This window comes from Paenirhodobacter sp. YD-8, from assembly GCF_056590935.1.
The window spans coordinates 207,651-231,309 of the sequence record NZ_CM152649.1 but is presented as its reverse complement, the minus strand read 5'-3'; the positions used below and the strand labels follow the sequence as shown (position 1 = coordinate 231,309).

The following is a 23,659-nucleotide window of genomic DNA, read 5'->3' as shown; positions in this document are numbered from 1 at the left end:
TCAAGGAGGCCCCGTGCGCAAGATCGTCCTCGCCCTGCTGATCGCCCTTGCCGGCTGCGCCCCGCGCGCCGAGATCGCCTATGCGCCCGATCCCGCCGCGCCGGCGCGGCCGATCTTCGTCGGCTCGACCCGGGGCGCGAACCTGCAAAGCGGGCAGGACTTCGGTTTTGCCCGCAGCCCGGCGCTGGCACTGGCGCGCTTCGACGTGGCGGTGCCGCCCGAGCACAAGACGGGCGAGCTGCAGGTGCCCGAGGAAGGGCGCAGGCCCGACCCGAAGCGCGACTTCCTCGTCGCCCGCTCCGAGATCTACCCGACCCCCGCCGCCTTCCGCACCGACCTGCACCGTGCGCTCGCCCAAAACGGCAACGAGGCGATCGTCTTCGTGCACGGCTACAACACCAATTTCGCCGAGGGGCTCTACCGCTTTGCCCAGCTTGGCGCCGATTTCGACCTGCCCGGTGTGCTGGTGCATTACTCCTGGCCCTCGCGCGGGCAGGTGATGGGCTATGCCTATGACCGCGACTCGGCGCTGTTCGCGCGCGACGGGTTCGAGACGCTGCTGCGCGACCTGCGCCTTGCGGGCGCGCGCCACATCCTGATCGTCGCCCATTCGATGGGCGCGGCGCTCAGCATGGAAACCCTGCGGCAGGTGGCAATTTCAGCCGACACAGAGACGATGTCGCGGGTCTCGGGCGTGGTGCTGATCTCGCCCGACATCGACGTCGACGTGTTCCGCGCGCAGGCGAAACGCATCGGCCGGCTGCCGCAGCCCTTCATCATCTTCACCTCGCAAAAGGACAAGGCGCTGCTGCTGTCCTCGCGGCTGAGCGGCGAGAAATCCCGGCTGGGCAACATGACCGGGGTCGACCGGCTCGCCGATCTGAAGGTGACGGTGGTCGACACCGGCGCCTTCAACACCCGCGAGGGGCATTTCAACATCGGCAACTCGCCCGCACTGATCCAGCTTCTGCGCAGCTCGAACCGGCTTGCACAGATCCTCGAGGGCGCGCAATCGGCCAACTCCACCTTCATCGCCGGCGTGGTGATGACGGTGCAGGACGCCAAGCAGGTGATCCTGACCCCGGTGCAGGCGATCGGCGGCTAGCGGCGGCGCAGGTAGATGTAATAGGCGCCCGAGCCGCCGTGCTTCAGATGCGCTTCGCTCACCTGCATCACCACTGCGCCCAAGGGCGGCAGCCGCAGCCAGTGCGGCACCTGATGGCGCAGCACGCCCATGCGCTGCGGGATCGGTCCGTCGTCAAGGCCGCGCTTGCCCTTGCCGGTGATGACCAGGATCAGCCGGCAGCCGCGATCGGCTGCGCTGAGCACGAAGTGAATGAGTTCCGGATGCGCCTCGGACAGCGTCATCCCGTGCAGGTCAAGCCGCGCCTCGGGCTCGAGCTTGCCGCGGGTCATGGCGCGATGCGCCTTGCGGTCCATCACCACCGGCTGCCGTGCCAGATGCTCGCCGATGCTGGGGGCAAGGTCATGGCCGTGCCGCGGCGGCGCAGCGGTCTGGCCAAGACGGAAGGCCTTCGCCTCGAACCGCGGCGGCTTCGCCGGCAAGACGGGGTCGGGCGGCAAAACAGGCTCTGTTTCGGCCGGTTTCGGGTGTTTCGGGTGCATCGCCCGGGCCGAGGCCGCGACCTTGTCCCACAGCTCGCGCTCTTCCGAACTCAGCTTGCGGCGCCGTTTCATCCCCGCCTCCGCAGCCAGATCATCCGCCCGCGGGCGTTGATCGCCCCGGCCTGCCGCCCGGCCTCGCCCCCGGATCCCAGGAACAGATCGCCGCGCCCCGCGCCGCGGATCGCCGAGCCGGTGTCCTGCGCCACCATCAGCCGCCGGCCGAAGCCCGGGCAATCGACCCAGACCGGGCTGCCAAGCGGGATGACCTCCGGATCGACCGCAAGGCTGCGCCCGGCGGTCACCGGCTGGCCCATGGCGCCGATCGGGCCCGTGCCCTCGGGCAGGTCGAGCAGACGGAAGAAGACGAAGGACGGGTTGGTGTTCAGCAGATCCTGCACCGCGGCCGGGTTCTGCGCGCACCAGCGGCGGATGCGGTCGGGCGTCATCTCGGCCACCGGCGCCACGCCGCGCGCCACCAGTTCCGCCCCGATCGAGCGATAGGGCTGGCCGTTCTTGCCGGCAAAGCCGAGGCGCAGCGTGCCGCCTTCGGTAAGCCGCAACCGCACCGAGCCCTGGACCTGCGCCAGGAACGCCTCGATCGCGCTTTCGACGAAGGCGATCTCATAGCCCGCCAGCAGATCGCCCGCGACGATCTCGGCCCGGCTGGCCCAGGGGCGGGAGAAATCGAACCCGGCGGGCAACGCGTAAAGCGGCGCCGGAAAGCGGACCGAGCGCGACCGCGAGGCCGGAAGTTCGGGCTCGTAATAGCCGGTGAAATGCGCGCTTCCCGGATCGGTCACCTCGACCGGCTCGAACGCCGCCTCGAACCAGCTGCGGGCATCGCCCTCGGGCGCCACGCCCGTCACGCAAAACGCCGCCCGTGCGGCGGCGTGATCGTCTGCGTCCCAGCCGGGAATCTCTGCCCAGTCGAGCGGGCGCATGGCTCAGCCGCCCGTCGCCACAAGCTGCCAGTTCGGGTCGGCGCTGCCCATCTTGCGCGCGAAGGTCCACAGATCGCGCTGCTTGCGCGGCGCGCGGGCATCGCCCTCGACCACCGTGCCCGCGGCGTCGCGCGCCACCGAGATCAGCTCGCCGCCGAAGCGCACGGTGATTTCGGCCTCCTGCGTGGCGGGGTCGAAGCTCGCCTCGCTCAGCACGAGCTCGCGCAACCCGACGAATTCCGCCTGCACCTCGAGCCCGCGGGCGGCGCGGTCCTGCACCGCCGCGTTGAAGGCGTCGAAGACGTCGGGCGACAGGAAGGGGCGCACCTTCTCCAGATCGCCGGTCTCGAAGGCCATCACGATCATCTCGTAGGCGCCGCGCGCCCCTTTCAGGAACTCGGCCACGCTGAAGGCCGGCTCGAGCCGCTTCATCTGCGCCAGCGCCACGGCGGCGTCCGAGCCTTCGGGCACATGGTCGATGATATCGCGGTCGGGGCCGCCCTCGATCACCTCGAAGGCGCGGCGTTCGGCCGGTTCGGGCGCCTCGAGCGGCGGCACGACCGGCTTTTCGAACCCGTCGCGGGTACCAAGCACGTTCTTCAGCCGCAGGATCAGGAAAATGGCGATCCCGGCGAGGACGATGAGCTGAATGACGGCGTTCGACATGAGGTTCCGTTTCGAGGCAGGTTTGTAAATTCGCACTCCCCACTTATGTAGGCTACGGGCGCGATCAAGTCCACCGGCGCCCAAGGAGTGATGTATGTGGATCTTTCTGGCCTTCCTGGCCGTGCCCGTGATCGAGATTGCCCTGTTCATCCGCGTCGGCGGCTTGATCGGGCTGTGGCCGACGCTGGCGATCGTGGTGCTGACGGCGATGCTGGGCACGGCGCTGGTGCGCAGCCAGGGGGCGCGGGCGATGGCGGATCTGCGCCGCTCGATGGCGGAACTGGGCGATCCGACGGCGCCCTTGGCGCATGGCGCGATGATCCTCTTTGCCGGCGCGCTGCTGCTGACCCCCGGGTTCTTCACCGATGCCTGCGGCCTTTTGCTGCTGATCCCGCAGGTGCGTGACGCCGTGCTGCGCTGGCTGTCGAAGCGGGTGCAGGTGGCGAGCTTCTCGATGGGCGGGGCCGCGCAGGGCTTCGGCACGCAGGATTTCGGCCGGCGCGACACCGGTCCCGGCACGGGCCCCGGCGTGATCGACGGCGATTTCCACGAGATCGACCCCACGAACCTGCCGCCGCGCGGTCCTTCGGGCTGGACGCGCCATTGAGACGCGCGGGCCGGGATGCTACACCCGGCGCAGACAGATTGTGGAGGGACCCATGACCCAGCAGACGAACGGCGCCGCGCCCGAAGCGCCGCAGATGAAAATGAGCATCCTCGCGCAGTTCGTGCGCGACATGTCCTTCGAGAACGCGGTGGCGCTGAAGGGGCTGCAAAGCAACGACGTGCAGCCCGAGATGCAGGTGCAGGTCAGCCTCGACGCGCGCAAGCGCTCGGTCGAGCACCAGTTCGAGGTGATGGTGAAGCTGAAGATCACCGCCACCAACAAGGCGAACAACACGCCGCTCTACCTGCTCGAAGTCGATTACGGCGGGATCTTCCACATCGAGGGCGTGCCGGAAGAGCAGATGCACCCCTTCCTGCTGATCGAATGCCCGCGGCAGCTGTTCCCCTATGTGCGGCGCATCGTCTCGGACGTGACGCGCGACGGCGGCTTCCCGCCCTTCAACCTCGAGCCGATCGATTTCGTCGCGCTCTACCGCGCCGAGCTTGCCCGCCGGGCCGAACTGCAGGCCGCCGAGGCGCCCGCCCACGTGTCCTGAGCCCGTCCGGGGCCGCGGCACGCTGCCTCAGGGGCGCCATGACCCGATGACATCGACCGCCGCCGCGAGCATTCTGCGGCGGCGTTTCCATTCCCGCAGGACAGCGATGAACGACCAGATCCCCGCCTGGGTCGGCGACCGGCTGACCCCCATGGACAAGATGGAGGTGCACCGTCAGGGCTTGCGCCATCCGGCGGTGTCGATCTTCGTGCTCGACGGCGACAAGGTGCTGATCCAGCGCCGCGCCGAGACGAAATATCACTCGCCCGGGCTTTGGGCGAACACCTGCTGCACCCATCCGAAATGGAACGAGCGGCCCGAGCACTGCGCGCTGCGCCGGCTGAACGAGGAGCTGGGCATCACCGGCCTCTATCCGGCCCATGCCGACCGGCTCGAATACCGCGCCGAGGTCGGCAACGGTCTGATCGAACATGAGGTGGTGGACATCTACCTCGCCTATGCCCGCCCCGGCATGACGATCACCCCGAACCCCGAGGAAGTCGCCGAGATCCGCTGGGTCGGGCTTTACGACCTTGCCGCCGAGGTCCGCCGCCACCCCGAGCGCTTCTCGAAATGGCTGGCGATCTATCTGGCCGAGCACATGGACCGGATCTTCGGCGCGCTGATCCGCAGCTGAGCGCGCGGTCAATTTTCCGCCGATGGCCGGAAAAACCCCGCAGGGCGGGGCCTCGGCTCTGGGCATTCGGCACCCGATCCTGCATCTTGGAAACACTGTGATGGGAGTGTTTCCGTGCGTCGTCCGCAATTCGTGTTTTCCGCCATTCTCGCGGCCTCGGTTCTGGCCGGGCCGGCCCATGCCGCGGATCTTGTCAGTTTCATCACTCCGGGCGCCGACGAGGCGTTGCGCACGACGTTGCAGAACGCCTCGCTCTCGCGCGAGGCCGGGGCCGCCAAGACCCCGAACGCACAGGATCTTTTCGCCTCTGCCCGGGCCGATTACGCCCGGCTTCTGGGCGTGCTCTACGATCAGGGCTATTACTCGGGCACGATCTCGATCCGCATCGACGGGCACGAGGCGGCAGCGATCGCGCCGATGGATGCGCCGGCCCGGATCGGCAAGATCGAGCTGACGATCGAACCGGGCCCGCGCTTCGTCTTCTCGCAGGCGGCGATCGCCCCGGTCGCCCCCGGCACCCAGCTGCCGAAGGACTACAGGATCGGCGCCACCGCCCGCTCGGGCCTGATCGTCGAGGCGGCGACCGCGGGTGTCAGCGGCTGGCGCGAGGCCGGCCACGCCAAGGCCGCCGTCGCCGGGCAGAAGATCATCGCCGATCACCGCGAGAACACCCTTGCCGCCGATGTCACTCTGGCCCCCGGCCCGGTGGTGCATTTCGGCGACCTGCGCACCTCGGGCAACGAGCGGCTGCGCACCAAGCGTCTGGTCGAGATCGCGGGCTTTCCGACCGGCGCGACATACGCGCCCGAGAAGATGGACGAGGTCCGCACCCGGCTGCGCCGCACCGGCATCTTCAGCTCGGTCACCCTGACCGAGGCCGAAAAGCTCGGCCCCGGCAACAGCCTTGATGTCGAGCTGGCCGTGGTCGAGGAAAAGCTGCGCCGGATGGGCGCCGGCGCCGAGATCGCCAGTTCCGACGGGCTGACCCTGAACGGCTACTGGCTGCACCGCAACCTTTTCGGCGGCGGCGAGAAGCTGCGCATCGACGCCGAGGTCGCCGGCATCGGCGGCGCGACCGGCGGCACCGATTACACGCTCGGCGCCCGGCTCGACCGGCCCGCCACCTTCACCCCAGACACCTCGGCCTTCGTCGTCTCGGAAATCGCCAAGACCTATGAGGAGGATTACGACGAGCGCACCTTCACCCTCGGCTTCGGCCTGTCGCATATCTTCAGCGACCGGCTGACCGGCGAAAGCGCGGTCGAATACCAGTGGTCGGAGGTGAACGACGCCGCCGGCAAGACCATCTTCCGCCAGGTGGCCTTCCCGAACACCCTCACCTGGGACAACCGCGACGTCGCCGCCAATGCCACGAAGGGCTATTACGGCATGGTCGCGCTGACCCCCTTCGTCGGGCTTGGCGACACCGGATCGGGGGCGCAGCTGAAGGGCGATTTCCGCGCCTACAAGGGGTTCGGCACCGACAACCGCTTTGTCCTTGCCGGGCGCGCGCAGATCGGCGGCGTCTTCGGGCCAAGCCTGGCCGCGACGCCGCGTGACTATCTCTTCTATTCGGGCGGCGGCGGCACGGTGCGCGGCCAGCCCTATGAATCGCTTGGCGTCGACGTGCTCGAGGGCGGCACGCTGCGCACCGGCGGCACCCGCTTCCTCGGCGTCTCGGGCGAGTTGCGCGCCGGCATCACCGATGCGATCGGCATCGTCGCCTTCTATGACGCGGGCTTCATCAGCGCCGACGCGTATTTCAGCGGCGGCGAATGGCAATCGGGCGCGGGCCTCGGGCTGCGCTACAACACCCCGATCGGGCCGATCCGGCTTGATGTCGCGGCGCCGGTCAGCGGCAGCACCGGCGACGGGGCACAGATCTATCTCGGGATCGGGCAGGCCTTCTGATGCGCATTCTGGCTCTTCTCCTCCTGCTTCTGACCCCGATCGCCGCCGCCGCACAGGACGCGACGCTTCCCGACGCGCCCGCCACGGTCGAGGCCCCCGCCGAACCCACCGCCGAGCAGACCGAGCGCGACCGCTCCTATCTGACCGGGCTGATCGAGGACAATCTCTCGGGCGCGGGCCGCACGATCCGGCTCGAGGGGTTCAAGGGCGCGCTGTCGTCGCGCGCCACCTTCGACACGCTGACCATCGCCGATGACGAGGGGGTCTGGCTGACCATCCGCAACGGCGCGCTCGCCTGGGACCGCACCGCGATCCTGACCGGGCGGATCAAGATCGGCGAGCTGTCGGCCGACGAGATCGACCTGCCCCGCCTGCCGGTCGCCGCCGCGAGCAGCGCCCCAAGCCCCGAGGCCAAGCCCTTCTCGCTGCCCGAGCTGCCCGTCTCGGTCGAGATCGGCGCGCTCAAGGCGCAAAAGGTGGTGCTCGGCGCCCCGGTTCTGGGCGAGGAGGTCACGCTTGCGGTGAACGGCGCGATGTCGCTCTCGGGCGGCGAGGGCAGCGCGAAGCTCGACGTCACCCGCAGCGGCGGGCCGAAGGGCAAGGTCTCGTTCAACGGCAGCTATGCCAATGCCAGCCGGGCGCTCTCTCTCGACCTGCTGGTCGACGAGGGCAAGGACGGGATCGTGTCGAAACTGGCAGGCCTGCCCGGCACGCCGGCGCTGACGCTGGCCGTTGCGGGCTCGGGCACGCTTGACGATTTCACCGCCGATACCGTGCTCAGCACCGAGGGCGCGCCGCGGCTGACCGGCAAGGTGACGCTGACCTCTGCCGTGCCGAAGGGCGCGCCCGCGGGCAGCACCCCGGTGCAGGGCTTCCGCGCGCTTCTGGGCGGCGACATCACGCCGCTTTTGCCGCCCGAATACCACGACTTCTTCGGCACCCAGAGCGCGATCTCGGTCGCGGGCGAGCGGGCTCCCAGCGGCGCTCTCAGCCTGACGAGCCTGAGCGTCAAGAGCGACGCACTTGACCTCTCGGGGCAGCTTGACCTGCTGCCCTCGGGTCTGCCCTCGCGTTTCGACCTGACGGCGAAGCTTGGCCTTGCCTCGGGCGCGCCGGTGCTGCTGCCGGTGTCGGGCGGGCAGACGATGGTCCAGAAGGGCACCGTCTCGCTCGCCTATGACAGCGCCACCGCGGATGGCTGGACACTCGACGCCCGGCTCGACGCGCTGGAACAGCCGACGGCCAGGGTGCAAAGCCTGCGCCTTGCCGGATCGGGCCGGATCGGCACGGCGAGCGGCACCCCGACCGCCGGCGGCACGCTGACCTTCACCGCGAACGGCATCGAGATGACGGACCCGGCGCTCGCCTCGGCGATCGGCCCCTTCGTCACCGGCCGCACCGTGTTCTTCTGGCAGCAGGGCAAGCCGCTGCGCCTGCCGGCGCTGAAGCTGATCGGCCGCGACCTGTCGCTCTCGGGCCTTCTCACCCTCGACAACCTGTCGGGCGGTGTGGACGTGACCGCCGATCTCGACGCCCGCGCCGCGGCACTGTCGAACTTTGCCGCGCTGGCCGGCCAGCCGCTGTCGGGCGCGGCCGAGGGCAAGGTGAAGGGCAGCATGACCCTGCTCACCGGCGCCTTCGACCTCGAGACGACCCTGACCGCCCAGGACATCAAGACCGGCGTCGCCGAGGCGGATGCGCTGCTCGCCGGCACCTCGGTGATCGAGGCCTCGGCCAAGCGCGACGAGACCGGGCTCTTGCTGCGCAGCTTCCACGCCAGTGCCGGCAGCCTTGATGCCACCGCCTCGGGCAGGCTCTCGACCGGCAAGAACGACCTGACCGCGAAGATCACCCTGCCCGATCTCTCGGTGCTGGGCCGCGGCTATCGCGGCGCGCTGAACGCCACGGCACGGGTCTCGGACGTCGAGGGCGCGCGCGAGATCAGCGCCGAGGCAGTGGCGAAGAACCTGGCCTCCGGCCGGGCCGAAATCGACCGGATTCTGGCGGGCGAGAGCCGCATCTCGCTGCTGATCGACCAGAAGGACGGACGCACGCTGCTGAAGAGCCTCGACCTCGCCGCGCCGCAGCTGACGGCAAAGGCGAGCGGCACGGCCGAGGGCGCGGGGCAACGCATCGCACTTTCGGCGCGGCTCGCGAATGCGGCGCTGCTGGCGCCGGGCTTTGCCGGGCCGGTCACCCTTGCGGGCACCGTCACCGACACCGGCAAGGGTTATGGCGTCGACCTCAAGGGCACCGGCCCGGGCGGCACCCAGGCCGCCGTCACCGGCTCGGTCGCGGCCGATTTCGCCAGCACCGACCTGAAGATCGCCGGCACCACCGAGACCGCGCTGGCGAACACCTTCCTCTCGCCGCGCTCGGTGCAGGGGCCGCTGCGCTTCGATCTGCAGATGAAGGGGGCACCCGGGCTGCAGGCGCTGTCGGGCCGGATCAGCGGCACCGATCTGCGGCTGACCGCGCCGACCTTCGGTCTGGTTCTGCAAAACATCGGGCTGCGTGCCGATCTGTCGGGCGGGCGGGTGCAGCTCGCGCTCGACGGCGCGCTGAAGGGCGGCGGCACCGTCGCGCTGAAGGGGCCGGTGACGCTGTCGGCGCCCTATGCGGCCGACCTTGCGCTGACGCTGAACGGCGCGCATCTGCGCGACCCCGAGCTGTATGACACCCGCGTTTCGGGAGCGCTGCGCATCGCCGGACCGATGGCGGGCGGCGCAAAGATCTCGGGCGCGCTGACGCTGGCCGAGACCGAGTTGCGCGTGCCCTCAACCGGGCTTGGCGGCGCGGCCGCGATCCCCGACATCACCCACCTGCACGAATCCGCCGCCACCCGCACCACCCGTGCCCGCGCGGGCCTGCTGCAGCAGGACAGCGCGGGCGGTTCGGGCAGCAGCAGACCCTATGCGCTCGACATCACGATCTCGGCGCCGAAGCAGATCTTCGTGCGCGGCCGCGGCCTTGACGCCGAGCTGGGCGGGGCGCTGCGGCTGACCGGCACCACGGCGAACATCGTGCCGGTGGGTCAGTTCAGCCTGATCCGCGGCCGGCTCGACGTGCTGGCGAAGCGCTTCACGCTGAGCGAGGGACAGGTCGCGATGCAGGGGGCGCTGGTGCCCTGGATCCTGTTCAGCGCGGTGACCGAGCAGGACGGCTACACCATCACCCTGACGCTTGAAGGCGAAGCCTCGGCGCCCGAGCTGAAGATCTCCTCCTCGCCGGAACTGCCCGAGGAAGAGGTGCTGGCGCGGCTGCTGTTCAACCGCGGCCTGACCAACCTGTCGCCGCTTCAGGCGGCGCAGCTCGCCTCGGCCGTCGCCTCGCTCGCCGGCAAGGGCGGCGAGGGGATCGTGGCCAAGCTGCGCCAGGGCTTCGGCCTCGATGACCTCGACATCGGCACGGATGCCTCGGGCAATGCCACGCTGCGCGCCGGCAAATACCTGTCCGAGAACATCTATACCGACGTCGAGGTGGAAAGCTCGGGCTCGACCGCGATCAACCTGAACCTCGACCTGACCTCGCATCTGACGGCGCGCGGCAGCGTCGATTCGACCGGCGATAGCGCGCTCGGCCTCTACTTCGAAAAGGACTACTGAGCCGCGACCGAGGCGATCCAGTCGCGAAAGGCGATCAGCGGCGGCGAGGGCGCGACATCGGCCGGCCAGACCAGCGAATAGGTGCCCACCCCCGCGACCACGTCGCCGGGGGTGCGCACCAGCCGCCCCTCGTCGATCTCGGTGCGGGCCAGGAACTCGGGCAAGAGCGCGATGCCGACGCCATGCACCGCGGCCTGGGTCATCGGCGCGAACTGGTCGAACATGATGCCCTGCGTGTGCGGCGCCTCGAGCCCGTGATGCGCGAACCAGGCGTTCCAGGCATTCGGCCGCGATTCCAGCTGCAACAGGGACTGTTTTTCTAGATCCGCCGGCACCGTCATCGGATGCTGGCGGGCAAATTCGGGCGAGCAGGCGGCGACGATCCGCTCCTCGAAGAGCGTCAGATGCTCGGCCCCGGGCCAGGGCCGCACGCCGAAATGAATGGCCGCATCGAAGGTTTCCGAGGCGAAATCGAAGGGCCGCATCCGGGTGCCGAGATTGAGCGTGATCCCCGGATTGGCGGCCAGAAAGGCGCCAAGCCGCGGCGCCAGCCAGCGCGTGCCGAAGGTGGGCAGGATCGCGAGGTTCAGCACCCCGCCCCCCGGGTTCGCCCGCAGCCCGAGCGAGGCCCGCGCGATCAGCTCGAGCGCCTTGCGCACGTCGCGCGCATAGGCGAGCGCGGGCTCTGTCGGCTGCAACCGCCGCCCCTCGCGGCGAAACAGCGTGACGCCGAGCTGTCCTTCGAGGTTCTGCACCAGCCGACTGACCGCGCCTTGCGTCAGGTTCAGCTCGCGCGCCGCGGCGGCGGTCGAGCCAAGCCGGCACACCGCCTCGAAGGCAGACAGCAGCGAGACCGAGGGGATATAGCGGCGCGGCAGGCTCATGTATGTGCTCCGTGCATGATCTGCCGCCAGAATAGCGGTAGAAACACGCAGGAAACAGGCCCATAAAGCATGAAACACATGGAGGACCCCGATGGCCCTGAAGCCGAAAGACGCCCCTGACCTCTCCAGCTTCAACTGGGAAGACCCTTTCCGCCTGGATCTGCAGCTGACCGAAGAAGAACGGATGCTGCGCGACGCGGCCCGCGCCTATGCGCAGGAAAAGCTGCAGCCGCGCGCCATCGAGGCCTTCGAGAATGAGAAGACCGATCCGGCGATCTTCCGCGAGATGGGCGAGATGGGCCTTCTGGGCGTGACCGTGCCCGAGGAATACGGCGGCATCGGCGCCTCCTATGTGGCCTATGGCCTTGTGGCCCGCGAGATCGAGCGGGTCGATTCGGGCTATCGCTCGATGATGTCGGTGCAAAGCTCGCTGGTGATGTACCCGATCTATGCCTACGGCTCGGAAGAGCAGCGGATGAAATACCTGCCGAAGCTCGCCTCGGGCGAATATATCGGCTGCTTCGGCCTGACCGAGCCGGACGCGGGCTCGGACCCGTCCTCGATGAAGACCGTGGCGAAGAAGACCGCCGGCGGCTATGTGCTGAACGGCTCGAAGATGTGGATCTCGAACAGCCCGATCGCCGATGTCTTCGTCGTCTGGGCGAAGTCCGAGGCGCATGGCGGCAAGATCCGCGGCTTCGTCCTCGAGAAGGGGATGAAGGGTCTGAGCGCGCCGAAGATCGGCAAGAAGCTCAGCCTGCGCGCCTCGATCACCGGCGAGATCGTGATGGACAATGTCGAGGTCGGCGAAGACGCGCTGCTGCCCGGCGTCGAGGGGCTGAAGGGCCCGTTCGGCTGCCTCAACCGCGCCCGCTATGGCATCGCCTGGGGCGTGATGGGCGCCGCCGAGTTCTGCCTGCATGCCGCGCGGCAATACGGGCTTGATCGCAAGCAGTTCAACAAGCCGCTGGCACAGACCCAGCTGTATCAGCTCAAGCTCGCCAACATGCTGACCGAGATCAGCCTCGGCCTGCAGGGCTGCCTGCGCGTCGGCCGGCTGATGGACGAGGCGAATGCCGCGCCCGAGATGATCTCGATCATCAAGCGCAACAACTGCGGCAAGGCGCTGGATGCGGCGCGGCTGGCGCGTGACATGCACGGCGGCAACGGCATCTCGGGCGAGTTCCAGGTGATCCGCCACATGGTGAACCTTGAGACGGTGAACACCTACGAGGGCACGCATGACGTGCATGCGCTGATCCTCGGCCGCGCGATCACCGGGCTTCAGGCGTTCTTCTGAAGGGCACGGCGCGCCCTGCACGCGGCCAGTTCCGCGTTCAGGGCCGCCCCCAGCAGAACCGAAAACACGCTGAGATAGAGCCACATCATCAGCGCGATCACCGCGCCGATCGAGCCATAGATCTTGTTGTAGCTGCCGAAGTTCGCAAGATAATAGGTCAGCGCCAGCGAGGCCCCGGCCCAGACCAGCGCGGCGAGGATCGCGCCGAAGGTCAGGATCGGGTCACGCCCGCCGCGGGTGTTCGGCCCGTAGCGGTAGAGGATGCCAAGCGCGGTCAGCATCAGAAGCAGCATCCCGCCCCAGGGCAGCCCCGACAGCAGCCAGCCCGTGAGCGCGTGAAACGGCAGGAAGTTCACCGCGATCGGCACCACGACGATCGTCGCCAGCGCGGCAAGCATCACCCCCACCAGCGCCAGCGTCATCACATAGCCGAAGAGATAGCTGAGCAGCGTGGTGCGTGAATGCGTGCCGTGGATCACGTTCAGCCCCTCGATCAGCGCGCCGACGCCCGCCCGCGCCGACCACAGCGCGACGGCGACCGAGATCAGCGTCGACAGCCCGATGCTGTCGCGCGGCCCGTTCAGCAGCGCCAGAATCTGCGTGTTCAGGATCTCGTAGGCCTCGGGCGGAATGAAATCATCGGCCACCTGCAGATAGGATTCGATCACCATCGGATCGGAAAAGGCGCTCCAGACCGCGATCGTCGCCGAGATGCCGGGAAACACCGCCAGCATCGCGTAGAAGGCGACGCCCGCCGCGATCAGCGTGATCTTGGTGTCGGCCAGCCGACCGGCCAGCGCCAGAAGAAATGTCCAGATGCCGCGCACGCGAAAACCCTTTTTCGCCACCTTCCCCCAAGGCGGCGACCGGCGCAACCATGCCGGCACACGCAACTGCGACTGCAAGGCCCTTTCCGTCCGGCTTCGAAAAGGCTAGCGATATCGAAAGGTTCCTCTGGCGCTTCGAGGTTGTCATGAGCAAACGGATCATCGCCTTCGTCGACGGCTCGATCTATTCGGCCAGCGTGTGCGATCACGCGGCCTGGGTGGCCAAACGCATGGGCACCTCGGTCGAGCTTTTGCACGTTCTGGGTCGGCGCGGCTCCGCTGCCCCCTCGGAGGGGCTGGGCACGCGGTCGGCGCTGCAGGCCGAGCTTGCCGCGGTCGATGAACAGCGCGCCCGCCTTGTCACCCATCGCGGCATCGCCATCCTCGAGGATGCGCGCCACATGCTGACCAAGGGCGGCGTGCAGGCGGTTTCGAGCGAGCTTGTGCATGGCGATCTGCTCGACACGCTCGCGCGGCACGAGATGGGCGCCGAGATGGTGCTGATCGGCAAGCGCGGCGAGGCGGCCGATTTCGCCATCGAACACCTCGGCTCGAATCTCGAACGGATCGTGCGCTCGGCACAGCATCCGGTTCTGGTCGCCTCGCGTGCCTTCCGGCCGATTAAGAAGGTGCTGGTGGCGCATGACGGCGGCGCCTCGTCGCTGAAGGCAATCGACTATATCGCGCGCTCGCCGCTGTTCCCCGATCTGCAGATCACCGTCGTCGCGGTCGGCGTGAAAACCGCCGAGACCGAGCGCCGGCTGGCCGATGCGGCGGCGCTGCTGCGGGCCGGCGGCATCGCGACCGAGACGCTGACGGTGGGCGGCGTTCCCGATGTGGCACTTGGCAATCTGGTCGACAGCGCCGGTTTCGACATGCTGGTGATGGGCGCCTATGGCCATTCGCGCATCCGCTCGCTGATCATCGGCTCGACCACCACGGCGATGATCCGCTCGTGCAAGGTGCCGGTGCTTCTGGTGCGCTGAGCGGGGCACGACAACGCCCCGAGGCCAAGGGCCCCGGGGCGTGAAAAAGGCTCTGTGCCGGCTTATTTCAGCGATTTCACCACATGGTCGGCAAAGGCGTTGACCATCGCTTGGTAGTAGATCGGGCTGTCCTTCGTCAGGCTGGTCACGTCCGCCCCCTCGGGCAGGAAGGCGATCACGTCCGGATAGGCGACGGTCAGCGTGTAATTGTCGAAGTTCGAGTTGTCGACGTCGGAGGTCACGCTCACCGTGCCGGTCAGCGTCGACTGCGACAGGTCGTTCAGCGCGGCCCAGCTGCTGGCAAGCGCCAGCGCGTCGATGTCGACGGTGATCTTCGAGCCGCCTTCGGTCACCAGCCGGTCAGGCGCGAGATCGGCGGCGATGCGCGCCTGAAGATCGTCGGGCAGCTTGGCGAAATAGGCCGCGGCGGCGGGGTTCTTGATCGCGGTCAGATCGGCGTTCACGTCGATCTCCTGCACCGGGGTCGGCTGGGCGAACGCCCCACCAGCCAGAAGCAGCGTCGCGGTCGTGGTCATCAGGATCTTGCGGATCATGGGTCTCTCTCCTTCATGGGCGGACGTCGTCCGCTGATGGAAGGGAAACCAGCGAGCGACGGCCCCGGTTCCGGCACGATCGCGTCAACAGACCCTGTTCCGGCGGAAATCCGCATGAGAAAGGCCCCGACATGATGCCGGGGCCCTGCGTCATTCCAACCGGTCCTCAGGCGACGAGGGTCTCGGTCGAGGAGAAGAACATCGCCTGGCTGACCGCCGAGCGCACCTGCGTCTCGGTATAGGGCTTGGTGATCAGGAAGGCGGGTTCGGGGCGTTCGCCGGTCAGCAGCCGCTCGGGGAAGGCGGTGATGAAGACGACGGGCAGCTCGTCGAACTGCTCGAGGATGTCGTTCACCGCGTCGATCCCCGAGGAATTGTCGGCCAGCTGGATGTCGGCAAGGATCAGGTCGGGCTTTTCGCGCGCGGCCAGCGCCACGGCGGTGCTGCGGGTGGCGGCGATGCCGGTGACGCGGTGGCCCATCTCCTCGACGATGCTCTGGATATCCATCGCGATGATCGCCTCGTCCTCGATGATCATCACCTTGCCGGCAACCGAGGCCTCCATCTCGCGCAGCGCGATATCGATCAGTCCGGCCGCCTCCTCGGCGCCGATCTGCATGATCGCGCCGATCTCCTCGACGCGGAAGCCCTCGATCGTGTTCAAGAGCAGCGCCTCGCGGGTGTTCGGTGTCAGCGTCGCCATGTGGTCCTGCGCCCGCGCCGAGAGCCGCGTGTCGGGCTCGCCCAAGGGCGCCCCGGCCGAGGCCCAGACCAGGTGGAAGGCGTGGAACAGCGCCACCTTGGGATCGCCCGCGCCGTCGAAGGGCGTCGGATCGGCCAGAATCGCCTCGAGCGTCGCGGCGGCGAAGCGGTCGCCCGAGTCCTGACTGCCCGTCAGGGCCCGCGCATAGCGGCGCAGGTAGGGCAGGTTCGCGCCAATGGACCCTGCGAGATCGGTGGACATGAAAAGCTCCCTCTTTTCGTTTTTTCGGGAACCAAACGTCTGGCCCCGCGTTTGGTTCCATGAGAAGTTACGGGGATCCGAGGAAAATGTACAAAGACATGGCTGACGATACGTCGAAAGCCAGCATCCGGGAGCAGATCAACGAAAACCTGAAGCGGGTCTATGAGGACACGCTGAAGGAAGAGGTTCCCGATCGGTTCAAGATCCTGCTGGCACAACTCAGAGAAAAGGAGGGCGGCAAATGACGGCGCCCTCCGACACCCTGACCGATCCGCGCGACGAGCTGCCCGGGCATCTGCCGGCGCTGCGCGCCTTCGCGATGTCGCTGACCCGCAATTCCGCCAGTGCCGACGACCTCGTGCAGGACACGATCGTCAAGGCCTGGAGCAATATCGACAAGTTCCAGGCCGGCACGAACCTGCGCGCCTGGCTCTTCACCATCCTGCGCAACACCTTCTATTCCGACCAGCGCAAGCGCAAGCGCGAGCTGCCCGACCCCGACGGCATCCACGCCGCCAGCCTGTGCGAGAAACCCGCGCATGACGGGCGGCTGGCGATGAACGACTTCCTGCAGGCCTTCGACCAGCTGTCGCCCGAACACCGCGAGGTTCTGGTGCTCGTCGGCGCCTCGGGCTTCGCCTATGAAGAGGCGGCGCAGATGATGGGCGTCGCGGTCGGCACGGTCAAAAGCCGGGCAAACCGCGCCCGCGCCCGCCTGGCCGAGCTGTTGCATCTCGAGGACGGCGAGGATCTGCTGGTCGATGCCGACAAGGCCGCACTTGGCGTTCTCGGTCAATCGGGGATCGCGGCTGCATGAGCACCGAAGCCGGCGACACGGCGCGCAGCCATCCCTTCGGCAGGCTGGGGGTGCGGCTTGCCTTCCTGCTGGCGGTTGCGCTGTTCCCGCTGCTGCTGATCGCGATCGTGCAATCCCTGTCGACGATGCGCGAGACCCGCGCCCGCTCGGAGGCGGCGCTGATGGGCGAGACGCTGCGCGCGGTCTCGGGCGAGACCCGGCTGATCCAGCAGGCGCAAGCCGAGGCGCGGCTGCTGAGCGACGCGGTGCGGCCGCTGATCGGCGACCCCATCGCCTGCTCGGCACTGATGCGCCGGGTGGCTGCCTCCGACGGGCACATCTCGCTCGCCGCCTTCATCCCGCGCGACGGCCAGATGACCTGTGCCTCGACCGGGCGGGGTTATGACTTTTCCGGCAACCCGCTGTTCGAGCGGATGCTCGCGGCCGAAGGGCCCTCCTTTGCGGTGAATCCGGCAGGGCCGATCTCGAAAGCCTCGATCCTCGGCATTGCCCACCCGGTCACCGACGACGCCGGCAACCGGCTTGGCGTGATCTCGCTGTCGCTGCCGCATTCGGAACTCGCCCGGGCCGAAGACGCGCAGGCGCCATCCGACGAGCGGCCGCTGGTGATCATGACCTTCGATGCCGATGGCAATATCCTGACCTCCTCGGGCGGGGTCGAGGATGCGCCAAGCCGCCTGCCCGTCGATCATTCGCTGCAGCAACTGGCGCGCGACCGCGCGACCACCTTCACCGCCGAGTCGCGGCGCGGCAACACCCGGGTCTATTCCGTGGTCGAGCTGGTGCCCGACCTGCTCTATGCGCTTGGCTCCTGGCCCGCGGACGAGGCCTTCGGCTTCGGCCCCGTCACCCGTTTCCCGCCGGTGCTGTTTCCGGCGCTGATGTGGGCGGCCTCGCTTTTCGTCGCCTATTTCGCGATGCAGAAGCTGGTGATCGGGCATGTGCAGAGACTGTCGCGGGCGCTTGCCAGCTTTGCCTCGGGCAACCGCATCGTCGGCGATCTGGAGGTCGAGGGGGCGCCGCAGGAGATCCGCGATCTCGCCGAGAATTACGAGAAGATGACCGAGACGATCCTGCATGACGAAGCCGAGCTCGAGGACATGATCCACCACAAGGAGGTGCTGCTGCGCGAGGTGCACCACCGGGTGAAGAACAACCTGCAGCTCATCGCCTCGATCATCAACATGCAGATGCGCAAGGCCCGCTCGCCCGAGGCGAAGGGGATGATGCGCTCGCTGCAGGAACGGGTGATCAGCCTCGCCACCATCCACCGCGGGCTTTACCAGACCTCGGGCCTGTCGGACATCAGCGCGAACGAGCTGATCCCCGACATCGTGCGCCAGATCACCCGCCTTGCCACCGGGCCGGGCCGCCGCATCGAGGTGACGACCGAGATCGCGCCGATCCGCCTGACCCCCGATCAGGCGGTGCCGCTGTCGCTGCTGGTGACCGAGGCGATGACGAATGCGATGAAATACGCCTCGGCCGATGCCGGCACGCCGCAGCTGAGCGTGACGCTGGTCACGCCCGAAGCGGGACGCGCCCTGCTCGTCGTGCGCAACACCGTGGCGACCGAGGCCGCGCATCAGGCGCCGCCCGAAGCGGCCGAGGGCACGGGGCTTGGCTCGCAGCTGGTCGGCGCCTTCGTGCAGCAGCTGGGCGGGCAGATGGAGATCGACGCGCCGCCCGGAAGCTATGCGCTGACGGTGCGCTTCGAGCTGCGCCCGCTCGACGAGGCCGAGCTGCGACACGAGGAGGGGGCGCGGGGCTGATTTTTCCGGGAACCGGACGGGGCGATCCTCGTTCATCCGGAAAGACGGCCGGGGAGGCGCAGCAGGAAGGACCATGGAACGGCTCAGACAGGCAGGCATCAACGCCCGCGGGCGGATCGGTTGGGAGCTTGACGGCTCGAAGGCGCGCATCGCCTTCGAGGCCGCGGTGCTGGATGCCCGCCACAGCCTCGACGCAAGCTTTCAGCGCTTCGATCCGACCCGGCCGCTGATCTCGGCCCGGGCGCGGCGCTTCGGCCCCTCCTGGGCGGATCTGCTGCATCACCTGCTGCGCCGGGGCGTCACCGTGTCGATCGCGCTCGACGCGACCGAGGGCGCAGCAGACGCCGACGCCCTGGCCGCGATCGCGCAGGCGGCCGAGGCAAGCGGCATGGCCGGCCGGCTGACGGTGACGCGCGTCGCACATCCCGCGGCGCGCCGGTCGCCCCTGCTGCCCTTCGCGCTGTTCCCGCGCGGCCATCGGCAATCCCTCGCGCTGATCGACGACCGGCGGCTGTTCCTGTCGGGCACCCCTGCGGGCACGGCCACCACCGGGCGCAGCCTGTTCCTGCAGGCCGAGGGCCCGGTGGTGGCCGAGGCCCGCCGCCATCTCGACGGCTTCGCGGCCTTCACCGCGGGCACGCGCCCGCCGCCGCCTGCGCAACGGCTGCTGCGCACGCTCTCCTGCCCGCGGCCCGGGCTTGCGGGGCTTTTCGTGCCGCGCCAGCTCGCGACCGAATTCGAGACCGCGCATCACATGCTGCTGCGCCGGGCGCAGCGGCTGGTCTATGTCGAGACCCAGAACTTCGACTGCCTCGGCCTGGCCCGCCATTTCGCGCAGCGCGCGGCGGCGGCACCACAGCTGGGCCTGATCCTGATCCTGCCCGCGACCGAACCCGCGGACCGCAACTGGTTCGACCGGCTGCGCCAGCGACAGGCGCTCTCACTCGTGACGCGGGCCTTCGGCGCCCGGCTGTTTCTGGGCCTTGCGCCCGGGGGCTGCGCCAATGTCACCCTGTTTGACGAGGAGGCGGCGATCGCCGGCTCGGCCGATCTGAGCCGCCGCGCGCTGCGCGCCGAAACCCATGCCGGGCTCTATCTGCGCCGTGGCGACGACATCGGCGCGCTGCGCAGCGCGCTGATGCGGCACTGGCTGCCCGAGGTGGCGGGCGAAGGCTTTTTCGACCCTGTGCGGGCGGTTTCGGCCTGGCGTGAACTGGCGCAGGAGAATGCCCGCAGCGGCGTCAGCGGCGCCCGCGTGCTGCTGACCTGCAACCGTCTGCCCGGCTGAGCGCACAGAAAAAGGCCCCGCATCCGAAGAGGCGGGGCCAGGTGAGGGAAGGGAAAACGCGGCGGATCAACCGTTTCGAGACGAGGCGCGCGGCCCCGCCACGAGCCAGACGAGAAAGCCCAGAACCGGCAGCAGGATCACCAGAAGCGCCCAGAGAACCTTGGACCCGGTGCTGCGGCCGGAGGTGACGATCGAGACCAGCGCCCAGAGATCGAGCGCCAGGATCACCAGCCCCCAGACCCCGTTCAGATGCATGATGTTGCCGCCCATCGCCGATGTCCTCGCCTGCAATCCGCGGGGGAAACGCAGGCTTTGCCGTTCGGGTTCCCGCCGGGACGAAAAATTTCCGCGCGCGCCAAACCGGAACCCCATCGGGCGCCGGACGTTGGAATGGCATGAGATGCAGGGACAGCCCGCATCCCCCATTCACAAGGAGAGACACCATGCTTGGCTGGGCACTGACCTTCCTGATCATCGCGCTGATTGCCGCGGCGCTCGGTTTCGGCGGCATCGCCGGCGCCTCCGCCGGGATCGCGCAGATCCTGTTCGTGATCTTCCTGATCCTCTTCGTCGTCGCCATGCTGGCGCGCGCGCTGCGCGGTCAGCCGCCGGTCTGACCGGACGGGAAACGACGCCGAAAGGGCCGCCCCGGGGCGGCCCTTTCCATGTCAGGCCTGGCCCACCGCCTCGGCCGCGGTGGCCAGCTCGACGATCTCGGTCGTCATCTGCTCTTGCCGCGACCGCTGGAACTCCTGCCGCAGGTCGCCCGCGATGCGCTTCACCGCGGTCTGCGCGCGCCCCATCGCCTCGGCCCGGGCGGCATTCTCGGCGGCAAAGCCCAGCATCAGCCCCTCGCAGATCTCGGTGAAGACATATTCCTCGATCAGCGACGCAATCAGGCTCTGTGCCGGCAGGTTCAGCATCGGCGCGGGCCGGGCGTCGGGCGGAAAGCGGCTGGTGTCGAAGGGAAACAGGCTGCGGCTCCGCGGCCCGGCGGCGATGTCGTCGGGGTCGGCGTGGATCATCCGCACCGAGGCCTCGGGCGCCTCTGCCAGCCGCTCGAACAGCGCGTCGGCCATGCGGATCGCCAGCGGCGGCACCTCGGGCGCATGCGGCGCCATCTCGGCGCTCCAGTCCGGCGCAAGCCCCTGATCGGCGAGCGCCCCAAGGGTGCGGCTGCCCACCACCATCAGCCGGTCGCCCGCCCGCACGGCGGCCTGCGCGGCTTCGGCCATGCGCTCGCCATAGGTGCCCGAAAACCCCTGCGCTGCGCCGATGACAATCGTGATGCCCGGCGCCGGAGCGCCGGCGCCATTCGGCCCGCCAAGTGCCAGCGCCACCGACAGCGCCTCGGCCACGGCCGCCTCCTGCGCGCGGATCGCCTGCAGATGCGCCTTCGCCTCGGCCTGATGCGCGGCGGCAATCGCGCGCAGCGTGGAGATGATCGAGCCGATCTGGTGAACATTCGCCAGCCGGTCGCGGATCTCCTCGGGCCGGCTCACGTCGCCCCCCCGGTGATCCGCCCGACCGCCGATTTCACGCAGGCGACCAGCACCGCGCGCAACTCGTCGCTCAGCTTCGCCGGGCTCTCGCGGAAGGCGGCCAACTTCGGCTCGGCTGCGATCAGCGGCTCGAGCGCCTGTTTCACCGCGGCGATCTGGCCGGGCTCGATCGTGTCGAGCCCCCCCGCGTCCAGCGCGGCGAGCAACGCCACCTGCGCGGGCGTCGACAGCGGCTCGAACCGGGGCTGGGTCAGCAGCGCGCCGATCCGCTCGCCCCGCGCCAGCCGCGCCTTCATCGCCGCATCGCCAAACCCGCCAAAGCGCGAGAACATCTTCATTTCCAGATATTGCGCGTAATCGAGCCGAACCCGGCCCGAAACGGCCTTCAGCGCCCCCCATTGCGCCTTGCCCCCGACCCGGCTGACCGACAGGCCGATATCGACCGCCGGCCGCTGGTTGCCGGCAAACAGCGCCGCCGAGGTGACGATCTGCCCGTCGGCGATCGAGATCAGGTTGGTCGGGATATAGGCGGACAGGTTCCCGGCCTCGATCTCGGCGATCGGCAGCGCGGTGAGCGAGCCCGATCCCTTCTCCTTCGACAGCTTCGCCGACCGTTCGAGGAGCCGCGAATGCAGGTAGAAGATGTCACCCGGATAGGCCTCGCGCCCCGGCGGCTGGCGCGACAGCAGCGCCAGCTCGCGGTGCACGGCGGCGTGTTTCGTCAGGTCGTCATAGACGATCAGCGCATGCCCGCCGCTGTCGCGCACCCATTCCGCCATCGTCGTCGCTGCAAAGGGTGCAAGCCAGCGCAGCCCGGGCTCGGCCGTGGCGGGGGCGACGACGAAGATCGTGCGCTCGAAGGCGCCCTTCTCGCGCACCGCCTCGATCACCCGGCGCACCGCGGTGCTGCGCTGCCCGATCGCGACATAGACCGAGATGATGTCGGAACGTTTCTGGTTCACGATGGCGTCGATGGCGATCGAGGTCTTGCCGGTCTGCCGCTCGCCGATGATGAGTTCGCGCTGGCCGCGCCCCACGGCGAAGAGCGCGTCGACGACCAGGATCCCGGTCTCGACCGGCTCGGCGACGAAATCGCGCTCGATGATCTCGGGGGCGGGGCGTTCGGTCTCCATCATCGCCTCGGCCACGATCGGTCCGAGCCCGTCGAGCGGCCGGCCGAGCGGATCGACGACCCGGCCGAGCAGCCCCTTGCCCACCGGCACCGACAGAAGCTGTCCGGTGCGGCGCACCACCGATCCCGCCTCGACCCCGGTCATCGGGTCGAGGAAGGCCGCCTTGACGCTGTCGGTGTCGAGCATCTGCACGAAGCCGCGTGCGCCGGTGTCGAAGACCAGGATCTCGCCGAATTGCGCGTCGGGCAGGCCCGAGATATCGGCCAGACCGTCGGCGAGATGGGTGACGGTGCCGATCTCCTCGGCCTCGGGACCAAGCGCGGCCGTGGCCACCTTCGCCTTCAGCCCGTCGAGGGGGGCGTCGCTCATGCCGCCGCCTCCGCCGTCAGGGCCTGCGCGATCCGGTCGAGATCATGCGCCAGCGAGTTGTGCACAAGGCCGGTGTCCGAGCGCAGCTCGAGCCCGGCAATCAGGCTCTGATCCTGCTCGAAACCGATGTTTTCAAGGCCGAGTGCCGCCAGTGCCGCGGCCTGATCGGCGGCGCTCAGTGGTGCCGGGGCCGCGAGCCGCAGGTTCGCCCCCGACAGGATCGCCGCGCGCTGGTCATCGGGCAGAGCCGTCAGCGCCTGCGCCAGCCGCGTGGCATAGCCCGCGCCGTCAGGCTGCGCGGACAGCGCGCGCCGCGCGATCACCTCGGCCAGATCACGCGCGCGGGTCAGCGTCTCGGCCGCCGCGCCGGAGACCGTCGCCTGCGCCTGCGCCGTGGCCTTTTGCACCAGCGACGCCGCCTCGGCCCGCGCCGCGTCGAGGATCGCCTTGCGCTGCGTCTCGGCCTCGTCCTGGGCCGCGGTCAGCACGTCATGGCGCGCGGCCTCGGTCTGATGGCGGGCCTCTTCGGCGGCGCGCTCGGCCGCCTCGGCATCCTGCTCGGCCGCCTCGGCACGGCGCAGCGCCTCCTGCGTTTCCGCCTGACGCTTGGCGATGATCTCGGCCACCGGGCGGAACAGGAAATGCTGCAAGATCGCCAGCAGAACCAGAACGTTCACCAGCTGGAAGCCGAATGTGACCCAGTCGAAGCTCATG

24 protein-coding genes are annotated in these 23,659 nt (G+C 68.9%); 13 read left to right on the top strand and 11 right to left on the bottom strand.

Annotated features, from left to right (window positions below):
* Window positions 1-13: 13 nt before the first annotated feature.
* Complete coding sequence (locus AC0QTQ_RS01110; protein ID WP_480257902.1) at window positions 14-1,105, top strand: alpha/beta hydrolase; 1,092 nt, start codon at window positions 14-16, stop codon at window positions 1,103-1,105.
* On the opposite strand, the gene AC0QTQ_RS01105 is transcribed toward AC0QTQ_RS01110, so the two are convergent.
* Genes AC0QTQ_RS01105 through AC0QTQ_RS01095 form a run of 3 tightly spaced genes read right to left on the bottom strand, consistent with a single transcriptional unit; the run spans window position 1,102 to window position 3,233 of the window.
* A complete protein-coding gene (locus AC0QTQ_RS01105) occupies window positions 1,102-1,698 on the bottom strand; it encodes a Smr/MutS family protein (protein ID WP_480257901.1) in 597 nt (198 codons plus the stop codon). The two genes, AC0QTQ_RS01110 and AC0QTQ_RS01105, sit on opposite strands and share 4 nt — an antisense overlap.
* Window positions 1,695-2,567 carry an MltA domain-containing protein gene (locus AC0QTQ_RS01100; RefSeq protein ID WP_480257900.1) on the bottom strand — a complete coding sequence of 291 codons (873 nt, stop codon included), beginning with the start codon at window positions 2,565-2,567 and terminating at the stop codon, window positions 1,695-1,697. Before AC0QTQ_RS01100 ends, AC0QTQ_RS01105 begins: the two co-directional genes overlap by 4 nt.
* A gap of 3 nt (window positions 2,568-2,570) precedes the next feature.
* Window positions 2,571-3,233 (bottom strand): Tim44/TimA family putative adaptor protein, encoded by a 663-nt coding sequence (locus tag AC0QTQ_RS01095; protein ID WP_121530849.1) that lies wholly within the window; start codon window positions 3,231-3,233, stop codon window positions 2,571-2,573.
* Between the two features lie 94 nt (window positions 3,234-3,327).
* Between AC0QTQ_RS01095 and AC0QTQ_RS01090 the strand changes: the two genes are divergently transcribed.
* The 5 genes from AC0QTQ_RS01090 to AC0QTQ_RS01070 all read left to right on the top strand — a co-directional run bounded on the left by AC0QTQ_RS01090 (window position 3,328) and on the right by AC0QTQ_RS01070 (window position 10,549).
* Window positions 3,328-3,840 carry an FxsA family protein gene (locus tag AC0QTQ_RS01090; protein ID WP_480257899.1) on the top strand — a complete coding sequence of 171 codons (513 nt, stop codon included), beginning with the start codon at window positions 3,328-3,330 and terminating at the stop codon, window positions 3,838-3,840.
* Window positions 3,841-3,892: 52 nt separating this feature from the next.
* The gene (gene secB / locus AC0QTQ_RS01085) at window positions 3,893-4,396 is read left to right on the top strand and encodes a protein-export chaperone SecB (RefSeq protein ID WP_121530853.1); all 504 of its coding nucleotides are present in this window, start codon (window positions 3,893-3,895) and stop codon (window positions 4,394-4,396) included.
* Window positions 4,397-4,502: 106 nt separating this feature from the next.
* On the top strand, window positions 4,503-5,033 hold the full coding sequence (idi, locus tag AC0QTQ_RS01080) for an isopentenyl-diphosphate Delta-isomerase (RefSeq protein ID WP_480257898.1): 531 nt from the start codon (window positions 4,503-4,505) through the stop codon (window positions 5,031-5,033).
* A 114-nt stretch (window positions 5,034-5,147) separates the two neighbouring features.
* A complete protein-coding gene (locus AC0QTQ_RS01075; RefSeq protein WP_480257897.1) occupies window positions 5,148-6,944 on the top strand; it encodes an autotransporter assembly complex protein TamA in 1,797 nt (598 codons plus the stop codon).
* Window positions 6,944-10,549 (top strand): translocation/assembly module TamB domain-containing protein, encoded by a 3,606-nt coding sequence (locus AC0QTQ_RS01070; protein ID WP_480257896.1) that lies wholly within the window; start codon window positions 6,944-6,946, stop codon window positions 10,547-10,549. The genes AC0QTQ_RS01075 and AC0QTQ_RS01070 overlap by 1 nt, the downstream gene beginning before the upstream one ends.
* On the opposite strand, the gene AC0QTQ_RS01065 is transcribed toward AC0QTQ_RS01070, so the two are convergent.
* The gene (locus AC0QTQ_RS01065) at window positions 10,543-11,433 is read right to left on the bottom strand and encodes a LysR family transcriptional regulator (RefSeq protein WP_480257895.1); all 891 of its coding nucleotides are present in this window, start codon (window positions 11,431-11,433) and stop codon (window positions 10,543-10,545) included. The genes AC0QTQ_RS01070 and AC0QTQ_RS01065 overlap by 7 nt on opposite strands.
* Before the next feature lie 91 nt (window positions 11,434-11,524).
* On the opposite strand from AC0QTQ_RS01065, the gene AC0QTQ_RS01060 reads away from it, so the two are divergent.
* Window positions 11,525-12,733, top strand: a complete 1,209-nt coding sequence (locus AC0QTQ_RS01060) for an acyl-CoA dehydrogenase (RefSeq protein ID WP_121530861.1) — start codon at window positions 11,525-11,527, stop codon at window positions 12,731-12,733.
* Here AC0QTQ_RS01060 and AC0QTQ_RS01055 read toward each other — a convergent pair.
* Window positions 12,718-13,560: a YihY/virulence factor BrkB family protein gene (locus tag AC0QTQ_RS01055; protein WP_183077438.1), complete on the bottom strand. Its 843-nt coding sequence runs from the start codon at window positions 13,558-13,560 to the stop codon at window positions 12,718-12,720. The two genes, AC0QTQ_RS01060 and AC0QTQ_RS01055, sit on opposite strands and share 16 nt — an antisense overlap.
* Before the next feature lie 146 nt (window positions 13,561-13,706).
* Between AC0QTQ_RS01055 and AC0QTQ_RS01050 the strand changes: the two genes are divergently transcribed.
* Window positions 13,707-14,546, top strand: a complete 840-nt coding sequence (locus AC0QTQ_RS01050) for a universal stress protein (RefSeq protein WP_480257894.1) — start codon at window positions 13,707-13,709, stop codon at window positions 14,544-14,546.
* Between the two features lie 62 nt (window positions 14,547-14,608).
* On the opposite strand, the gene AC0QTQ_RS01045 is transcribed toward AC0QTQ_RS01050, so the two are convergent.
* Together AC0QTQ_RS01045 and AC0QTQ_RS01040 are read right to left on the bottom strand one after the other, a co-directional pair.
* Window positions 14,609-15,100, bottom strand: a complete 492-nt coding sequence (locus tag AC0QTQ_RS01045) for a hypothetical protein (RefSeq protein ID WP_480257893.1) — start codon at window positions 15,098-15,100, stop codon at window positions 14,609-14,611.
* A gap of 166 nt (window positions 15,101-15,266) precedes the next feature.
* Complete coding sequence (locus tag AC0QTQ_RS01040; RefSeq protein WP_480257892.1) at window positions 15,267-16,064, bottom strand: response regulator; 798 nt, start codon at window positions 16,062-16,064, stop codon at window positions 15,267-15,269.
* 98 nt (window positions 16,065-16,162) lie between these two features.
* On the opposite strand from AC0QTQ_RS01040, the gene AC0QTQ_RS01035 reads away from it, so the two are divergent.
* The 4 genes from AC0QTQ_RS01035 to AC0QTQ_RS01020 all read left to right on the top strand — a co-directional run bounded on the left by AC0QTQ_RS01035 (window position 16,163) and on the right by AC0QTQ_RS01020 (window position 19,941).
* Entirely contained in the window at window positions 16,163-16,309 is a 147-nt protein-coding gene (locus AC0QTQ_RS01035; protein ID WP_480257891.1) for a NepR family anti-sigma factor, read from the top strand.
* Entirely contained in the window at window positions 16,306-16,881 is a 576-nt protein-coding gene (locus AC0QTQ_RS01030; RefSeq protein ID WP_480257890.1) for an RNA polymerase sigma factor, read from the top strand. The genes AC0QTQ_RS01035 and AC0QTQ_RS01030 overlap by 4 nt, the downstream gene beginning before the upstream one ends.
* On the top strand, window positions 16,878-18,653 hold the full coding sequence (locus AC0QTQ_RS01025) for a sensor histidine kinase (RefSeq protein WP_480257889.1): 1,776 nt from the start codon (window positions 16,878-16,880) through the stop codon (window positions 18,651-18,653). Before AC0QTQ_RS01030 ends, AC0QTQ_RS01025 begins: the two co-directional genes overlap by 4 nt.
* Before the next feature lie 73 nt (window positions 18,654-18,726).
* Window positions 18,727-19,941 carry a hypothetical protein gene (locus tag AC0QTQ_RS01020; protein WP_480257888.1) on the top strand — a complete coding sequence of 405 codons (1,215 nt, stop codon included), beginning with the start codon at window positions 18,727-18,729 and terminating at the stop codon, window positions 19,939-19,941.
* A 66-nt stretch (window positions 19,942-20,007) separates the two neighbouring features.
* On the opposite strand, the gene AC0QTQ_RS01015 is transcribed toward AC0QTQ_RS01020, so the two are convergent.
* Window positions 20,008-20,211 carry a PLD nuclease N-terminal domain-containing protein gene (locus tag AC0QTQ_RS01015; RefSeq protein ID WP_480257887.1) on the bottom strand — a complete coding sequence of 68 codons (204 nt, stop codon included), beginning with the start codon at window positions 20,209-20,211 and terminating at the stop codon, window positions 20,008-20,010.
* Window positions 20,212-20,384: 173 nt separating this feature from the next.
* Between AC0QTQ_RS01015 and AC0QTQ_RS01010 the strand changes: the two genes are divergently transcribed.
* Window positions 20,385-20,558, top strand: a complete 174-nt coding sequence (locus AC0QTQ_RS01010) for a DUF1328 domain-containing protein (protein ID WP_121530877.1) — start codon at window positions 20,385-20,387, stop codon at window positions 20,556-20,558.
* 51 nt (window positions 20,559-20,609) lie between these two features.
* Here AC0QTQ_RS01010 and AC0QTQ_RS01005 read toward each other — a convergent pair whose 3' ends face one another.
* Genes AC0QTQ_RS01005 through AC0QTQ_RS00995 form a run of 3 tightly spaced genes read right to left on the bottom strand, consistent with a single transcriptional unit; the run spans window position 20,610 to window position 23,658 of the window.
* Window positions 20,610-21,443 carry a F0F1 ATP synthase subunit gamma gene (locus AC0QTQ_RS01005; protein WP_480257886.1) on the bottom strand — a complete coding sequence of 278 codons (834 nt, stop codon included), beginning with the start codon at window positions 21,441-21,443 and terminating at the stop codon, window positions 20,610-20,612.
* Window positions 21,440-22,945 carry a F0F1 ATP synthase subunit alpha gene (locus tag AC0QTQ_RS01000; RefSeq protein ID WP_480257885.1) on the bottom strand — a complete coding sequence of 502 codons (1,506 nt, stop codon included), beginning with the start codon at window positions 22,943-22,945 and terminating at the stop codon, window positions 21,440-21,442. Before AC0QTQ_RS01000 ends, AC0QTQ_RS01005 begins: the two co-directional genes overlap by 4 nt.
* On the bottom strand, window positions 22,942-23,658 hold the full coding sequence (locus AC0QTQ_RS00995) for an ATP synthase F0 subunit B (RefSeq protein WP_480257884.1): 717 nt from the start codon (window positions 23,656-23,658) through the stop codon (window positions 22,942-22,944). The genes AC0QTQ_RS01000 and AC0QTQ_RS00995 overlap by 4 nt, the downstream gene beginning before the upstream one ends.
* Between the last annotated feature and the right edge of the window lies 1 nt (window position 23,659).

What these genes read in the sequence shown, in the direction of transcription:
- AC0QTQ_RS01105 (WP_480257901.1), bottom strand. Translation starts at nt 1,698, where the DNA reads ATGAAACGGCGCCGCAAGCTGAGTTCGGAAGAGCGCGAGCTGTGGGAC.
- AC0QTQ_RS01100 (WP_480257900.1), bottom strand. Translation starts at nt 2,567, where the DNA reads ATGCGCCCGCTCGACTGGGCAGAGATTCCCGGCTGGGACGCAGACGAT.
- AC0QTQ_RS01095 (WP_121530849.1), bottom strand. Translation starts at nt 3,233, where the DNA reads ATGTCGAACGCCGTCATTCAGCTCATCGTCCTCGCCGGGATCGCCATT.
- AC0QTQ_RS01090 (WP_480257899.1), top strand. Translation starts at nt 3,328, where the DNA reads ATGTGGATCTTTCTGGCCTTCCTGGCCGTGCCCGTGATCGAGATTGCC.
- secB (WP_121530853.1), top strand. Translation starts at nt 3,893, where the DNA reads ATGACCCAGCAGACGAACGGCGCCGCGCCCGAAGCGCCGCAGATGAAA.
- idi (WP_480257898.1), top strand. Translation starts at nt 4,503, where the DNA reads ATGAACGACCAGATCCCCGCCTGGGTCGGCGACCGGCTGACCCCCATG.
- AC0QTQ_RS01070 (WP_480257896.1), top strand. Translation starts at nt 6,944, where the DNA reads ATGCGCATTCTGGCTCTTCTCCTCCTGCTTCTGACCCCGATCGCCGCC.
- AC0QTQ_RS01065 (WP_480257895.1), bottom strand. Translation starts at nt 11,433, where the DNA reads ATGAGCCTGCCGCGCCGCTATATCCCCTCGGTCTCGCTGCTGTCTGCC.
- AC0QTQ_RS01060 (WP_121530861.1), top strand. Translation starts at nt 11,525, where the DNA reads ATGGCCCTGAAGCCGAAAGACGCCCCTGACCTCTCCAGCTTCAACTGG.
- AC0QTQ_RS01050 (WP_480257894.1), top strand. Translation starts at nt 13,707, where the DNA reads ATGAGCAAACGGATCATCGCCTTCGTCGACGGCTCGATCTATTCGGCC.
- AC0QTQ_RS01045 (WP_480257893.1), bottom strand. Translation starts at nt 15,100, where the DNA reads ATGATCCGCAAGATCCTGATGACCACGACCGCGACGCTGCTTCTGGCT.
- AC0QTQ_RS01040 (WP_480257892.1), bottom strand. Translation starts at nt 16,064, where the DNA reads ATGTCCACCGATCTCGCAGGGTCCATTGGCGCGAACCTGCCCTACCTG.
- AC0QTQ_RS01035 (WP_480257891.1), top strand. Translation starts at nt 16,163, where the DNA reads ATGGCTGACGATACGTCGAAAGCCAGCATCCGGGAGCAGATCAACGAA.
- AC0QTQ_RS01030 (WP_480257890.1), top strand. Translation starts at nt 16,306, where the DNA reads ATGACGGCGCCCTCCGACACCCTGACCGATCCGCGCGACGAGCTGCCC.
- AC0QTQ_RS01025 (WP_480257889.1), top strand. Translation starts at nt 16,878, where the DNA reads ATGAGCACCGAAGCCGGCGACACGGCGCGCAGCCATCCCTTCGGCAGG.
- AC0QTQ_RS01020 (WP_480257888.1), top strand. Translation starts at nt 18,727, where the DNA reads ATGGAACGGCTCAGACAGGCAGGCATCAACGCCCGCGGGCGGATCGGT.
- AC0QTQ_RS01015 (WP_480257887.1), bottom strand. Translation starts at nt 20,211, where the DNA reads ATGGGCGGCAACATCATGCATCTGAACGGGGTCTGGGGGCTGGTGATC.
- AC0QTQ_RS01010 (WP_121530877.1), top strand. Translation starts at nt 20,385, where the DNA reads ATGCTTGGCTGGGCACTGACCTTCCTGATCATCGCGCTGATTGCCGCG.
- AC0QTQ_RS01000 (WP_480257885.1), bottom strand. Translation starts at nt 22,945, where the DNA reads ATGAGCGACGCCCCCCTCGACGGGCTGAAGGCGAAGGTGGCCACGGCC.
- AC0QTQ_RS00995 (WP_480257884.1), bottom strand. Translation starts at nt 23,658, where the DNA reads ATGAGCTTCGACTGGGTCACATTCGGCTTCCAGCTGGTGAACGTTCTG.